Origin of the sequence: Streptomyces sp. 3N207 (assembly GCF_052246355.1) — a bacterium.
Classification (GTDB): domain Bacteria; phylum Actinomycetota; class Actinomycetes; order Streptomycetales; family Streptomycetaceae; genus Streptomyces.
In genome coordinates this window covers 1-14,694 of the sequence record NZ_JBQQBV010000045.1, presented here as the reverse complement: position 1 = coordinate 14,694, position 14,694 = coordinate 1, and the positions used below count along the sequence as shown (strand labels likewise).

Annotated in this window: 13 protein-coding genes and 1 pseudogene; 6 read left to right on the top strand and 8 right to left on the bottom strand. The window is 68.2% G+C overall.

The genetic code is table 11. From position 1 onward, the window contains the following. Window positions 1-37: 37 nt before the first annotated feature. From ACTWP9_RS36025 to ACTWP9_RS36015, 3 genes are all read right to left on the bottom strand, one after another. Window positions 38-805: an alpha/beta fold hydrolase gene (locus tag ACTWP9_RS36025; protein ID WP_443250546.1), complete on the bottom strand. Its 768-nt coding sequence runs from the start codon at window positions 803-805 to the stop codon at window positions 38-40. 122 nt (window positions 806-927) lie between these two features. After that, entirely contained in the window at window positions 928-1,578 is a 651-nt protein-coding gene (locus ACTWP9_RS36020; protein ID WP_443250545.1) for a hypothetical protein, read from the bottom strand. Next, window positions 1,520-2,002 (bottom strand): hypothetical protein, encoded by a 483-nt coding sequence (locus ACTWP9_RS36015; protein ID WP_443250544.1) that lies wholly within the window; start codon window positions 2,000-2,002, stop codon window positions 1,520-1,522. The genes ACTWP9_RS36020 and ACTWP9_RS36015 overlap by 59 nt, the downstream gene beginning before the upstream one ends. 488 nt (window positions 2,003-2,490) lie before the next feature. On the opposite strand from ACTWP9_RS36015, the gene ACTWP9_RS36010 reads away from it, so the two are divergent. Continuing rightward, window positions 2,491-3,048 carry an AMIN-like domain-containing (lipo)protein gene (locus ACTWP9_RS36010; RefSeq protein WP_443250543.1) on the top strand — a complete coding sequence of 186 codons (558 nt, stop codon included), beginning with the start codon at window positions 2,491-2,493 and terminating at the stop codon, window positions 3,046-3,048. Between the two features lie 180 nt (window positions 3,049-3,228). On the opposite strand, the gene ACTWP9_RS36005 is transcribed toward ACTWP9_RS36010, so the two are convergent. The 4 genes from ACTWP9_RS36005 to ACTWP9_RS35990 form a co-directional block, all read right to left on the bottom strand. After that, window positions 3,229-3,435 (bottom strand): transposase, encoded by a 207-nt coding sequence (locus tag ACTWP9_RS36005; protein ID WP_443250542.1) that lies wholly within the window; start codon window positions 3,433-3,435, stop codon window positions 3,229-3,231. 184 nt (window positions 3,436-3,619) lie between these two features. Continuing rightward, entirely contained in the window at window positions 3,620-4,135 is a 516-nt protein-coding gene (locus ACTWP9_RS36000; protein WP_443250558.1) for a VOC family protein, read from the bottom strand. A 115-nt stretch (window positions 4,136-4,250) separates the two neighbouring features. Continuing rightward, entirely contained in the window at window positions 4,251-5,810 is a 1,560-nt protein-coding gene (locus tag ACTWP9_RS35995) for a GMC oxidoreductase (protein WP_443250541.1), read from the bottom strand. 104 nt (window positions 5,811-5,914) lie between these two features. Next, entirely contained in the window at window positions 5,915-7,549 is a 1,635-nt protein-coding gene (locus tag ACTWP9_RS35990) for a PucR family transcriptional regulator (RefSeq protein WP_443250540.1), read from the bottom strand. A gap of 131 nt (window positions 7,550-7,680) precedes the next feature. Between ACTWP9_RS35990 and hisD the strand changes: the two genes are divergently transcribed. From hisD to ACTWP9_RS35965, 5 genes and pseudogenes are all read left to right on the top strand, one after another. Beyond that, window positions 7,681-9,006 (top strand): histidinol dehydrogenase, encoded by a 1,326-nt coding sequence (hisD, locus tag ACTWP9_RS35985; protein ID WP_443250539.1) that lies wholly within the window; start codon window positions 7,681-7,683, stop codon window positions 9,004-9,006. 94 nt (window positions 9,007-9,100) lie between these two features. Continuing rightward, window positions 9,101-10,672: an APC family permease gene (locus ACTWP9_RS35980; protein WP_443250538.1), complete on the top strand. Its 1,572-nt coding sequence runs from the start codon at window positions 9,101-9,103 to the stop codon at window positions 10,670-10,672. Further along, complete coding sequence (locus tag ACTWP9_RS35975) at window positions 10,665-12,449, top strand: thiamine pyrophosphate-binding protein (RefSeq protein WP_443250537.1); 1,785 nt, start codon at window positions 10,665-10,667, stop codon at window positions 12,447-12,449. The genes ACTWP9_RS35980 and ACTWP9_RS35975 overlap by 8 nt, the downstream gene beginning before the upstream one ends. Window positions 12,450-12,842: 393 nt before the next feature. Continuing rightward, a pseudogene (locus ACTWP9_RS35970) lies at window positions 12,843-13,238 on the top strand (RidA family protein). 83 nt (window positions 13,239-13,321) lie between these two features. Next, window positions 13,322-13,816, top strand: coding sequence for a hypothetical protein (locus tag ACTWP9_RS35965; RefSeq protein ID WP_443250536.1), 495 nt, complete (start codon window positions 13,322-13,324; stop codon window positions 13,814-13,816). A 211-nt stretch (window positions 13,817-14,027) separates the two neighbouring features. Here ACTWP9_RS35965 and ACTWP9_RS35960 read toward each other — a convergent pair whose 3' ends face one another. Next, window positions 14,028-14,324, bottom strand: coding sequence for a hypothetical protein (locus ACTWP9_RS35960; protein ID WP_443250535.1), 297 nt, complete (start codon window positions 14,322-14,324; stop codon window positions 14,028-14,030). Window positions 14,325-14,694: the final 370 nt, after the last annotated feature.

Here is a 14,694-nt window from a genome sequence, read left to right as displayed (position 1 = left end):
AAGGGAAGTCCGAAGTAGCCAGGTGTCCCCCCAACAGTCACTCTGGGTTGCTGACCTGGCCTGCTGACGCCGGGGCAAGGAGCCCAGCGAGGAGCGCGCCGAACTCCTCGGGCGCCTCAAGCATCACCAAATGGCCCGTGCGGGGAAGCTCGGTGTAACTGGCTGCGGCGGACAGAGCCCAGGCAGGCACGTCCCACCCCGCGCGTGAGCGGGCCCCGGCGACCAGATGGACCGGGACGCGCTCGAACACGTCCCGCAGCAGCTGCTGGTAGTCAGATCCAGCGGTGTACTCGACGACAGTACGAGCCATGGCGTGGATGGTCGAAGCGGGCTGGTAGGCCAGGTCTTCTGTCGCAGAGCGGAGGTGCTCCCTGGTCGGCTCGATGCCTGCGGCACGCAGCCATCGCCCGGGATCGGCACGGTCGGCTTGCACGATCTGCTCCACCTCGGCGGCTGTCTTGGCGGCCAGCTGTTGCGACCAGAAAGCGTCCGCGAGACTGAAGTTGCCCTCGACGCTGACCAGCGATGCGGTCCGCTCCGGGAACCGGTGGGCGAACGCGGCGGCGATCACGCCGCCGACCGAATGCCCGATCAGATGGACGCGACCGCCCGGCAGTTCCTGGTCAATGGCCGCACGTAGGTGTTCCACCTGCGCATCGATGGTGATAGTGCCGGGCTCGGCCCGGGCATCGGCCCCGTAGCCGTGCAGGTCGGGGCAGATGGTAGGGGCCGGGTGGAGCGGCGCGAGGGCACGTGGGTCGGCGAATGAGCCGATCAGACCATGAATGAAGATTACTGGCAGCACGGGATGTCAGCTTCCCACGGGCTGCCGGGATCGTCTACCACGGCCTGTCCGGCTGGAGCGACGGTGATGATCAGGTCGTGATTTCGTACGGGTTCGGCACTCTTCTGGAGTGAGCCCACCGGTCAGGCCAGGAGTTCGTACTCGTGCTGGTCGGGCCGGGGGCAGAGGCGTTCGCGTTCTCTGCGGGTGTGGAAGGTCCAGTACTGCGGGAAGTCGCCGTTGCTGATGAGGGCCCGGAGGGTCAGGACGGCTTCGGCTCCGGGGACGCTCCACCGGCTGCCGGTGATATCGAGACGGTCGACCACCAGATGACGTGCTGCTCCTTCGACGATGCCGCTGGCGATGGGCCATCCGGCCTCGAGGGCCTGGTCGTAGTGGAGATAGGCGGCGTTGTTCTCCAGGTAGCGGCAGGCCCGGTCCCCTGCGGCCCGTTGATCTACGGACAGCCGGTCGGCTTGGGTGCGGATGCCGACGACGGCGCCGGCAGCGTCGCCGGCCAGGATCCGGGCGGCCTGGGCCCCGACCCAGGTCTCAGCGTCCGGATCGGTGGCGGTGTGGAAACACCGCGAGGCCACCCACAACTTCTCGATCACGTGGACGATGTCGAGAACAACATGGATGGTGACGCCGCGTCGGGCGGCCTCCGCATGGACCAACTCGAGCTGGTGCTCAGCGCCGTCGACCAGGACCACCCAGCACCGGCGGTGCTGCGGATCACGGGCCTCTGCCTCGTCGAACGCGGCGGCGATGACCTGGTCCGCGTCGTGTTCCACCGAGGCGGTCAGCCACTTCGCGCGGGCCTTGGGCCCCCTTGCGCGGAGTGCGGCGGGTAGTGCGGCCGCCGGACGGGGCAATGATGTCGTGCGGCCGGCGCACAGCCGGAACCGCGTCGTGGACGACGGCCAGCGTGGCCATCCGCTTGCGGCAGGTCTTCTCCCCGGCGGACAGACGGGTGCGGAACGTGCGCGTCGCCCGTTCCGCGGCCTTCCGCGTCGCCTCCCGCAGATGCCCCGGGCGCATCACGATCCCCTTGCCGTCGACGCTGAGCACCAGCAGCGTCGTGCTCGCTGCCGGGGCAGGAGTGCGGGCGGCATAGAAGTCAGCGATGTCCACCGCGGCCGCCCGCACGAGCTGTTCGGCCTGGCGTTTGCCCACCGCCCCCGCCCCGCAGCGGGGGCGTAGAACGCGTTCCGTCACGGCGCACAGGGGGCGGTGTCAGCTGCCACGCAGCGCCATCGCCACGGTCGGAGGGTCGTCCGTCCGGACCTCGGGCCCCCGGAATGCTTCCGCGGGGCCCGGTTCGCCGGGCCCCGCGGTTGAGCAGCCTGTCTCAAGCGCCTGCGGTTCGTACCCCACCCCAACGCCCGTCCTGGCCGCTCCTACCGGGAGCTGGTGGGCGGTCCGCTCGACAGTCAACTGCTCGATGTCACGGGCCAGAGTACGGACAGGGCAATGTTGCTGAGCAGTGGGGACAAAATCCCGCCTGGCGGAGTTCCGGTGATGTTGTCCCGCACCACCTGATCCTCCCCGAGGATCCCGGCTTTGAGGAACTGAGTACCCGGACGTGAAGAGTTGAGTACGCGTGCGGATAGAGCCCGATCCGCCCGGAGAGAAGAGTGAAGATCACCGAAGGGGCCATTGCCCCGCCCCGCGTACCCCGCACTCCCATCTCTCGGAGGTAAACCATGCCCAAGATCGGAACCGCCGCCACGGCGCTCGTCCTGGCAGGCGCCGGTCTGGCAGCCACCGCCAGTACCGCCGGAGCAGCGACCGCTCCGGCGGACAAGACCACCTCGGCGACGTCCTGCCCGCGCTCCTGGACCAGCACGGCCAAGTCGTCCCCTGCCACCACCACCAAGCAGCTGAAGACGATCACAGTCGGCAAGAATGCGTGCTTCGACCGCATGGTCTTCAACATCAAGGGCCTGACCGGCAAGGCCGGCTACCGCGCCGAGTATGTGAAGAAGTTCAAGCAGGACGGTTCCGGCGAGGAGATCAAGGTCAAAGGCGGCGCGATCTTGAACATCCATGTGAACGCGCCGAGCTACGACACCTCGACGGGCAAGTCCTGGAACCCCGCCAAGGGCGTGAACGTCACCGGATACAAGACGTTCCGGGACGTCAAGTTCGGGACAAGCGTCGAGGGGCAGACCCAGGTCGGTCTGGGCGTCCGCGCGAAGCTGCCGTTCCGCGTATCCCAGTCCGGCACCAAGCTGATCGTGGATGTCGCCCACACCAGGTAGCCCCCACGGGACACCAGCCGCTTCCCGGCAACACCGTCCCTCCGCCACCGACACCCAGCCCGATGCCGGACAGCCTGGTCAGATCCCCTCAAGACTCGCCCTGTGCTCCCCCCCGGGCCGGGGCGACACCGAAGTCCCGGTGGCTGCACTGCACCAGCCGCCGCCGGGACTTCCGTCCATCTACCAGGGCCATTGAGCTGCCCCGAGTTTCGTAGCGGCCGCGGGACGAGTGCCCTGGTCGGCCTCGGCCCGGCGGACCCACCCGCGCAAGGCTTCCTTGTGAATGCTCAGGTCCCGGGCCACGTGCGCGACCGGACGGCCGGAGGTCTGGACTTCGCGGACGGCTCGCTCGCGCCGTTCGTCGGGGTACTTCCGTGGTGCAGGCATCGGACCTGTGTTCCCCCATCTGCCGAGGCGATCACGCCTGGCTTCAGGGCCGCTACAAGATCCGGTTCAGCTCAACGGCACCTGGCTGGCGTTCTGAAGTGTGGTCACAGTGCCTGGCGAGCTTGGGGAACCGTCGCGGACTTCATGCAGTGGCGTCCGGGCTGCCCCACGATCTGTGGTCCGATCAGCCCCGGCGTTCTGCGGGCGGAGCCATCCGCTCGCCGGGCCGGCCCCGGTAGAACGTGCCGTCGGGGCAGGAGGTGATCTCCACCTGGAGGCCCCATGGCGTGGTGAAGTAGAACCACCGCTGGCCCTCCACCGGTGAGCCCTCAGCGACCCCGTTCGGTCCTTCCATCAGGGTTACGCCGGGAACGGAAGAGAGATACGCGCGCGCCGCGTCGACATCGTCGACGTAGAGGGCGAGATGGTGCCCGCCGATGTCACTGTTGAGCGGTTGGGCCGTCGACCGCTCGGGGGCGCTGTACTCGAACAGCTCCAGGTTGATGCGTCCCAGCCGGACCATAGCAAGGGTGCATGTGGCCCGTGGGTCCACATTGAGCCTGCGGGTCATGCCGTCGCCCTCGTCGTCGGCGAACGGGCCGTCGATGAAGAGGAATTCCCCACCGACATGGTCGACGAAAAAGGCAATTGCCTGGTTGAGATCGGGCACGGTGAAGGCGACATGGTCGACGGACCGCAGGGTGGGGATACCGCCGCTCGGTGTTGTGGTGGCGATGGTGTGCTCCTGGTGTCGGTGGCCGCGGAGGGCGTGCGGCCGACGGGTGCGCGGGAGAGGAGGCCGGGACTGCCGCCGGTCAGGCGGTGAGCCGGCCCGACTCGGCGACCCGGAGGGCGAGGGCTGCGACGGTGAGCGCCGGGTTCACTGCTGCCGAGGACGGGAAGGGCGAGGAGTCGACGATCCAGAGGTTGTCGACATCGTGGGACTTGCAGTACGGGTCGACGACGCTGGTCGCCGGGTCCACGCCCATCCGCGCGGTGCCGCACTGGTGGGACGACGCTTCGATGCCGAGGAGCTGGGTGAGCGCGACGGGGTAACCGGCTTTGCGGGACGCCGCCTTCATCCGTGAGACGAGCTCCCGGTGCGAGGACAGATTGGTGGGTCTGCGGGCCAGGACGAGCCGGCCGTCGGAACCCAGCGTGACCCGGTTCTCCGCCCGCGGCAGGTCCTCGGTCTGCAGGAACAGGTCGAGGGTGCGATGGGTGACCGCGTCCAGAACGGCTTTGGGGACCATCCGGCGTGCGTTCTTCACCATGGCCCCCTGGAGCTTCCCGAGGCCCTGCACATTGCCCAGGGGGTAGCGGTTGTCGGTGCCGGGGCTGTACCAGTCGTTGACGCCGATGGTTTTCTGGAACACCGACTTGTTGGTGTGGCGCGGGTCGACCGCCAGGAAGAACGACGTCACGTGGGTCATGTAGTTGCGGCCCACCTGGTCCGAGACATTGGAGAGCCCCGCCGGATGGGTGCTCGATGCCGAACGCAGCAGCAGCGCCGCCGTGTTCGCCGCGCCGGCCGCGACGACGAAGCGTTTCGCGGCGATCCGGACGGGCGAGCCGTTGTGCACGGCGTGCGCGGAAACGACCTCCTGGCCGGAACCATCGGTGTCGAGACGGCGGACTTCGGCACGGGTCAGCAACCGTACGGTGGGCGACTTCAGCGCCGGCCGTACGGCCGCCACATCGGCGTCGCCCTTGGCGTCGACCATGCACGGGAAGGCGTCGCAGGTGGCGCACCACAGGCACTTCCCGCCGGGGCCGTAGTCGATGGCCGTCGGGAGGCTGAAGGGGCTCAGACCCTGCGCGCGCAGGCTGTCGACGTACTCGGCCACCGTCTCGTCGTGCGGTACTGGAGGGTGGGGGAAGTCCGTGGAGCGCCACGGTTCCGTGGGATCCTCACCTTTCAGCCCGTGCACCCAGAAGATCGACTCGGCCTGCGCGTAATGGGGTTCGAGGTCCGCGTACGACAGTGGCCAGGCCGGCGACACTCCGTCGGGGTGCTCGACGTCCTCGAAGTCGTGCTCGCGGAAGCGCGGCAGGGTGGCGCCGTACATCTTGGTGCTGCCGCCGACGTAGTGGTAGTTGCCCGGGGTGAAGCCGCGCCCCGTGGCCGCCTCGTACCACGGGGCCGAGTTCTTGTACCGGCCGCGCATATGAACGGCGCGAGGGGACCAGTTGGAGATCTCCCTGGGCAGGAAGTCGCCCTGCTCGACGATGAGGACGCGGGCTCCGGAATCGCGCAGCGCGTAGGCCAGCGTGCCGCCCCCCATACCCGAACCGATGATGACGATGTCGCAGTCGATCTCGGCGGGCGGAGAGGTGATCACGGAAGGCTGGTCGGTATGGAAGACACCGCTCATCGTTCACTCCTTGCCCTTGGGTCGTGGCCGGATGCCTGCGTCCGATCCCATGGGCACATTAGTTCGGCGAGGAGCCCGCACACGGCGCACAGAGTGTGCAATCCTCAGATGCCTGACTGCACGCTCTTGTCGCTTCCCTGCCGCAGTAGATCGAGGCCGCGCAGGGCGAAGGCCAGCCCTTGGCGGACATCGCTGTCGTCGAGCGAGCGGCGCAGCAGCGCGGCCAGGCGCTCCAGTCGGTAGTAGAGCGTGCGGCGCTGGATGAAGAGCTTCTCGGCTGTCCTGGATTTGTTGCCGTCGTTCTCCAGGAACGTGCGCAGCGTAGGCAGCAGGGGATGCGAGGATTCGGCGTCGTGCCTCAGGACCGGTCCGAGTTCGTCATCGACGTAGTTGGCCAGCTCGGGTCCCTGCGAGAGCGACACCAGCAGCCGCAGCAGCCCCAGATCGTCGAAGCGGGTCACCTCGCGGTCCGCCCTCGATGCCGCGACCGAGGCGGCGTTCCGCGCCTGGCGGATGGCGGTGGACAGCTCGGCCGGCGGGCAGGTGCGGCTCACCCCGGACCGTAGCCCCTCGTCCGCCAGCCGCTCGGCCATCCGCTGCTCGTCCTGGGAGCGGGCCAGGCCGACGATGGCCATCACGTGGTCGCCGATGTCGGCGACCACGGCCGGCAGCGTCGCCGCCTGGCAGGCATCGACCAGACGCTCCTGGTCGAGGCGGTCGGACGCGGCGTCCTTGACCGCGCAGACGGCGAGCAGCGGACGGCCCCGCAGATCCTTGCCCATCCGCAGTGCGCGGGTGATGAAGGACTCGCCGGAGATGTCGCCCAGCAGAAGCCGGTTGACCAGTGCGTTCTCCCGCTGGGCCGCCTGTGCTCCGACCTCGCGCGCACTGAGCACGCTGATCGCGATCACATCCGCGGTCCTGTCGATGGCGTGCTGGTCGGTGCGGAGCAGCCCGTCGCCGGCGTGGATCACATGCAGCCAGCCCCAGCGCTCGCCCCGGATCACGATGGCCCGGCGCGTGCAGGCCATGCCGGTGCCGGCCTCCCCCGCACTGTCCTTGCCGTCGAGCGGGGACAGAAGCGCCGGTGCGGCGGACGTCCCCCCGAGGGTGTCGCCGGAGTGCAGCACACGGGAGTGCAGGTCCCAGCCTGAGACCTCGGCGTCGGAGACCTCGGTGCCCAAGGAATAGGACACGATCCTTCGGGACGAGTCCTCCAGGATCACCGGGCGGGAGATCTCGTCGGCGAGGGCCTGGGTGAATGCCACATGGTCGCGTCCGTCCAGCAGCATCCGCATGAAGGTCTCATTGAGCCGCTCGTAGGCGGTCAGCTCCTGCATCCGTTGGTCCAGCAGGCTGCCGTGCACCTGCGCCGACACCTCGACGAACGGCAGCTCACCGTCCAGGCCCACCAAGGGGAAGCCCAGCCGCGCCGCCTCGTCCACCAGCGCCTCGGGCATCGTGCGGTAGGCCCGGCCGCTCAGCTCGATGACCAGAACGGAGGCGCCGGCCTCCGCCAGGGCCCGCACATGAGCCCGCTGGGCCTTCTCGTCGTGCGCGATCCCCAGCCCCGCCGTCAGGAGCATCTCGCCCCCCTTGAGGAAGTGCGCGATATCGGGGATTTCCACGGGGTGCACCCAGCGGACGCTGCGCTGCAGGTTCTCCCCACCCGCGTACAACTTGAGAGGGACACGTGAGAAGACCTCGAGCGACAGCGCGCTTTCCACTGTCAGGGCCACGGTGTCCCCCTCTTCTTGCACATGGTGCGCAGCAGATCGCAATTCTTCTGCACGGTCTGAGTCTAACTGCGCGGTGTGCTGGTCGGCAGACTCAAGCACACAGATCGGCCCGCACTCCGCAGGAGAACACCGTGACCGTTGTTCCGCAGCGCATGCTCAAACGCCCCGCCGACGCCGTCGGGACGCCGCTCCGCGATTCCGAGGTTGCCCAGACGGTGGCTCAGGTGATCGCGGATGTGCGAGCGGACGGCGACGCGGCAGTGCGCCGCTGTTCGGCCACCTTCGACGGCTGGGCGCCCGACTCCTTCCGCCTCGGCCCGGCGCAGATCGAGGCAGTCGTCTCGTCCCTGCCCACGACGGTGCTCGACGACATCCGATTCGTCCAGCGGCAGGTGAGCGAATTCGCCCGCGCCCAGCGTCATTCGCTGCACGACATCGAGATCGAGACTCGGCCTGGGGTCTTCCTGGGCCAGAAGAACATGCCGGTGGCCGCCGCCGGCGCCTACGTACCGGGCGGACGCTACCCCTTGACGGCGTCGGCCCATATGACCGTGGTGACTGCGAAGGTGGCCGGAGTCGAGCGCGTCGCCGCCACCACGCCACCCAACCAGGGCGAGATCCCCCCGGTCAGCGTCGCCGCCATGCATCTCGCCGGGGCGGAGGAGATCTATGTCCTCGGCGGTGTGCAGGCCGTCGCCGCACTGGCCCTCGGCACCGAGACCATCGAACCCGTCGACATCATCGCGGGCCCGGGGAACGCCTATGTGGCCGAGGCCAAGCGCCAGCTCTTCGGCGAGGTCGGCATCGACCTGTTCGCCGGCCCAACCGAAGTGCTGATCATCGCCGATGACTCCGCCGACCCCTTTGTGGTCGCCGTGGACCTGCTCAGCCAGGCCGAGCACGGGCCCGACTCACCCGCGATCCTCATCACCACCTCCGAACGCGTCGGCAAGGCGGCCATCGACTGGATCGACCGGCTCCTGGTGGAGATGCCGACCGCCCCCATCGCCTCCCGGGCCTGGCGCGACCACGGCGCCGTCCACCTCGTCGACACCCTGGACGAGAGCTACGAACTGGCCGACCAGTACGCGTCGGAACATGTCCAGATCCTGACGGAACGGCCCCGCGACGCCCTCGACCGCCTGCGGCACTACGGCGCTCTCTTCCTGGGTGAGAACACCTGCGTATCGTTCGGCGACAAGGTCATCGGGACCAACCATGTGCTGCCCACCCGAGGAGCCGCCCGCTACACCGGCGGTCTCTGGGTCGGCAAGTACCTGCGTACGGTCACTTACCAGGAGATCCGTGACGCCGACAGCAGTGCCGCATTCGGAGCGCTCTGCGGCCGGATGAGCCGGCTGGAGAATTTCGAAGGCCACGCGCGTTCCGGAGATGTGCGGGCAGCGCGGTTCGAAACCGCCGAGATCCCCTGGTGCCCCGCCCCCGACGTCTCCTGAATCCACCGAGTTCACCCGGCGACCGCTTTCCTGCCTTCCCCTCCCCTCTTTCCCTCCGCTTCCCTCTCCTCCCCTCCTTTGCGAAGGAACCGCCATGTCAGATCCAAGAACCGTGCGGGAGACGTCCTCCGACGACGCCTATCTGAGAACACTTGGCTACGAGGAGCGATTGGAGCGCAGTGTCAGCCTCTGGTCGAACTTCGCGCTCGGCTTTCTCTATCTCTCGCCACTGGTCGGCGTCATCGCCCTGTTCGCTCAGGGACTGACGACCGCGGGACCGCCGGTCGTGTGGTGGATCATCATCGCCGCAGGGGGCCAGTACCTGGTCTCCCTGGTGTTCGGGGAGGTCGTCTCCCAGTACCCGATCGCGGGCGGCCTTTATCAGTGGGCCCGGCGTCTGTGGAGCGGTCCGTACGCCTGGATGCTCTCGTGGATCTACATCGCTGGGGTCATCATCGGCATCACCACGACCGCACTGTTCAGCGCGGACTTCGTGGCGGCCCTGCTGCACGGAAGTGCGGGCGACCCGGGGGCGTCCTCCAGCCCGGGCGAGAAGTTCCTCATCGCGATCTTGGTGACAGTGGTCGGGCTGCTGCTGAACGCCACCGGGAGCAAGACCCTGGCGCGTATCGCCAGGGTGGGCCTCGCCGCAGAGCTTGCCGGGATCATCCTGGTCGGGCTCTATCTCCTGGTCTTCGAGCGGCACAATTCCGTGTCCGTCTTCTTCGACAGCATGGGCACCGGCGGCGCCGGCGGCTACACCGCGCCCTTCCTCGCCTCAGCGCTGGTCGGCCTGCTGCTTTTCTACGGCTTCGAGGCGTGTGGTGAGGTCGCCGAGGAAACCCCCGACCCGGGCCGTACGATCCCCCGCTCCATGCAGCTGACCGTGCTGGTGGGTGGCGCCGCGGCGCTCTTCGCCTTCGTCGGGTACGTGCTGGCAGCGCCCGACCTCAAGGGCATCGTGTCCGGGGACATCTCCAACCCGGTCCCGGCCATCCTGCAGAGTTCGCTCGGGACCGCCGGCACCAAGATCTTTCTCGTGGTCGCCCTGACCTCCTTCCTGGCCTGTGTCATGGGTCAGCAGGCGGCGGCGAGCCGGTTGATCTTCTCCTTCGCCCGCGATGACATGTTCCCGCGCAGCACCTGGTTCTCGAAGATATCCCCGAAGACGCATATCCCCGTCAACGCACTGATTGCCGCCAACGTGCTCCCGTTCGCGCTCTACGTCTTCGTCTACTATTCGCCCGACTCGCTGTTCCGGATAGCCTCTTTCCAGATGCTCGCCGGGTACTTCGCTTTCCAGATGGTCGTCGTGGCTTCACTGCGGGCGAGGGCCAAGGGGTGGCGCCCCGCCGGAGGGTTTTCGCTCGGCAGGGCCGGCTGGGCGGTCACCATCACCGCGCTCGCCTACGGGATCTTCGCGATGATCATGCTGGCCAAGCCGTCCGGTGATTCCGGCCTCGCGTTCTACGACCGGTGGATCTCGCTGATCGGATTCCTGGTCGTGGCACTCAGCGGCCTGATCTACCTTCTGATCGCAAAGCCGTACCGGAAATCGGACGCTCCCGAAGGAGACGCCGTCGAAATGGCGCAGAGAATCCGGACCGTGGGGCACCCCCGACCGACCGTCGAATCCGCATCCCCGGAGAGGAAGATCCATGGCTGAGCTGACCGGCGGGCAGATCGTGGCCCAGGCCCTGAAGAAATACGGTGTCAAATACGTCGCCGGCATCCCGGGCCACGGCATCTGGTCACTGACGGACGCCTTCCTGGAGCAGGGCTCCGAGATCCCGTTCATCCAGGTGTTCCACGAGCAGAGCGCGGTCCATATGGCAGACGGCTACTACCGGGTCACCGGGCAGCCCATGGCCGCCGTGACCTCGATCGGCGCCGGCGCGAGCAACACCGTGATCGGTATGGCCACGGCCTACACCGACTCCACCAGCACCATCCTGATCACCGGCGGCCCGCCGACCCATATGCGCGGCCACGGTCTCCTCCAGGAGCTGGAACGCTTCACCGCCAACGACTTCCCGAAGGTCGCCGAAGCCGTCTCGAAGCGGCACTGGGCGGCCCACCGCGTGGACGAGCTGCCGTTCATCATGCAGCGGCTCTTCAGCGCGATGAAGACCGGCCGGCCGGGCCCGGTCCATCTGGAGATTCCCATGGATGTCCAGGCCGAGACGGCAGATGTGGAGATCCACGACCTCCACGAACGGCTCCCCGTCGGTGTCGCGCATCCGGACCCTGCGGCGATCGAGGCCGCTGCCCAAGTGCTGATCCCGGCGCAGCGGCCGGTCATCGTGGTCGGCGGCGGCGCCATCACCGGCGAGGCGTCCGGGGAGATCCTGCGGCTCGCCGAGCACTGGCGGGTGCCGGTTGTCACGACCTGGAACGGTAAGGGCGCCTTTCCCGAGGACCATGAACTCTTCGCCGGAAGCGTCGGCCAGACCGGCACCCCCACCGGGAACGCCATCGCCGCCTCCGCCGATGTGGTCATCGCCGTGGGCTGTCGCTTCACCGACTGGTCGGCCTCCAGCTATGTGAAGGGGGTGTCGTTCTCCATCCCGGACTCCCGGCTGATCCACATCGATGTCGACCCGCAGGAGATCGGCAAGAACTACCCCGCCACCGTGGGCATCGCCGCCGACGCCAAGGTGACGGTGCAGCAGATCACCGACGCCCTCCCCACGGCCCGCCCGGACCGCTCGGTCTACGAGGCCGAGCTGGCGGCGAAGAAGGAGGAATGGGAGGCGCAGCTGTCCAAGCGCCGCGACTCCGACCGCTTCCCGTTCACCTGTCAGCGCCCGCTCGGCGCCCTGCGCAAGGTCCTGCCCCGGGACGCCATCATCGTCGCGGGATCCGGCAACACCCAGGGTGCGGTGAAGCAGACGTTCCCCGTCTACGAGCCGCGCACCCACCTCACCTCGGGCGGCTTCTCCTCGATGGGCTGGGCCGTGCCCGCCGCCATCGGGGCCAAGCTGGGCGCGCCCGACCGCACGGTGGTCTGCGTGCTCGGCGACGGCGACTTCCTGATGACGGCGCAGGAGATCGGCCTGTGCGTCACCAACGGCATCCCGGTCGTTTTCGTGGTGCAGAACAATTCGGGCTTCATGTCGATCCGTGGCGGCCAGCGCAAGCAGACCGACCGGCACATCGGTACGGAGTTCAATCGCCCCGACGGCACGCCTTACAGCCCGGATTACCAGGCGCTGGGCGAGGCGTTCGGGCTGACTTCGTTCCGCGTGGAGAGCGACGCGGAGCTGGAGGACACCCTGCGTAAGGCGATCGCCCTCAACGAGCCGGTGCTCGTTGAGGTGCCCACCTCCCGGGACGCAGCCGGGCCCTGGGTCCCGGGCTGGTGGGACTTCCCCATCCCGGCCTATGTCGAGGAGGGCCAGGAGGAGTACCAGGCGTACCGCAGCAACGAGCAGCACCTCTGACGGTACGCGCACCGAGCCGCGCCCCACCCGGCGCGGCGCTCGGACAGATGGGCGGGGACAGGAACCACCCCGCCCAATCGAAACCGCCGTGCAGGCCGCGTTCGGCGGCAGGCCGGGGACGCTGGCCGCGGACAGCGCCTCGTCGCACAGCACGGTCCGGGTGGATACCTCCAACGCGCGGGCCAGCGTGTCCCCGCAGTCAGCCGACCGCGCTGACGCACCAGCAGCACCAGCGAGAGCGACCGGTCGGCGCGCATACGAGAATCTGGTCAAAATACGTGACCAAGGATGTGGTGATTTATTGTGAGGCTCGTTGATACGACGTCGAAGCTGGCGGCTACCGAGGCGATGGCCGTACGTACCCCCAATGAATCGAATGGACCTGACGTGGCAATGGAACGAACTGCGGTCAACCCGGTGACGTGGTCGGTGGAGATGGGATTCAACCAGGGTGAGGTCATCTCCGGGCACACCCGGACCCTGTACATCTCAGGGCAGACCGCGATGAACGGCGACGGGAAGCCTCAGCACGAAGGTGACATGGCGGCGTAGTTGGCGCTGAGTATCGACAACCTGGAGGCCGTGCTCGGCGAGGCCGGCATGTCACTCGCCAACCTGGTCCGGCTCAACGTCTACACGACCGACGTCGATCTGCTCTTCCAGCACTACGGCGTGCTGGCGGCGCGGTTGGGCGCCGCCGCAGTGGCTCCGACCGGCTCGATGCTCGGGGTGACGCGACTGGCGATACCCGGCCAGATGGTCGAGCTCGAGGGGACCGCCGTCGCGTGACGCGACCTCGCCGCCTTCGCTTCTTGTGCCGGTTGAACCGGCACAAGAAGCAGCGGGCAGATGGGTGATTTCCGTTTCTCAGAATGGTGACGATCGACGTCTACGACCCGGAGAGCCGCACGGTGTGGTGGGCCTGGGACGGTGAGCCGTGCGGCATGGAGGGATGGACGATCGAGCACCTGACGCCGGCAGCAGCGGCCGACATGCTGGACACCTACGTGGACCTCATCGAGGACCGCAGGGAGGACCCCTCCCTCTACATGCGGCCTGGCGAGGCTGACGACGATATGGACGCCCTGGACGAATACGCGGCCGTCCTGCGTCTCACCCTGCCCGAGGACCCGGCCGACGCCGCCCGCGCAATCCGCCACGAGCGCCGGCGCCTCGCCCGCCTGGACGCCCGCTGGGGCTGGACGCACGCCGAACTCGTCCGGGACCTGGTGGGCACCGAACGCGGCGGCAAGGCCCGCGCCGCCCGCCAGCTCGGCCGCTCCGAGGTGCAGATCGGCCGGATCATCCGCGAAGACGACCAGCGCCGCACCGCGTGGGCGGACGCTGTAGCCGCCCCGTTGCCGTGACCGGGCCCAGAGTGTGAAGACCTCATCCAAAGCCGCACGGGCGCCTGGGCCGAGAACCCGCCCCGCAGCCCCCTGCCGCCAGCCGCATGACCGGGTATCGGTCGTCGAGCGGATGGGGCCCGGGTCGCCCGCAACGGCGTCGAGCTCGACGCCGACGACGACCAGCCGTGACTGGCCACCACGGTGACCAGGTCACCGCCGAGCCCTCGCCCTACTTCTTCCGTGGCCAGCGATAGCGCCAGCCGCCGTGCAGCCTTCCCTTTTCGCTCCGCTCCCACAGCGCGCTGGACGAGTCCGCGAAGGAGAACGCCAGAGGGACGACTGTAGGCCCGATGTACCCCTGGCGGAACTTCTCACTGTCCGCCCCTGACATGCGCTCCTCGCGCTTAGCGCGAGCCGGGATCAGCTCATAGGAGGTGGTGTCGCTGTCGGCCAGGTGCGGCACAGTCACCCGGTAGATCGGCTCATCGCTGTTGTTCTCGATCACGTACTTGGGCCGCGCGGGCACGTGCACCACATTCCCCCCACGCCCCGCCGAGATCCCCTTCCCCTCGTACGAGATATAGCCGTGGACCAAGCGCGCCTGCGCACGGCGCAGACGCTGCCAATCCCGCCACCACAGCCTCAACCCGGAAACGCGCCGACCGTGCCGATCGCAGCACCGAACGTGGACCACGCACCAAGCCAGTCCGCCGCGGTGGGGCCGCTCCCTGGGACAGGTGCCATGACGACACCGTAGGCGGCTTGTCGGTGATGTTTGGCGTTTGGTTTTCAGTGGTTCGGCGTGAGGGTTTCAGTGCGGCTTGTGGCCGCGCGGCCTGGGGGGTTGCTGATGGGCGGCTGCGCGCACTGAAGATCAGATGCCGAGTTGACGCTGA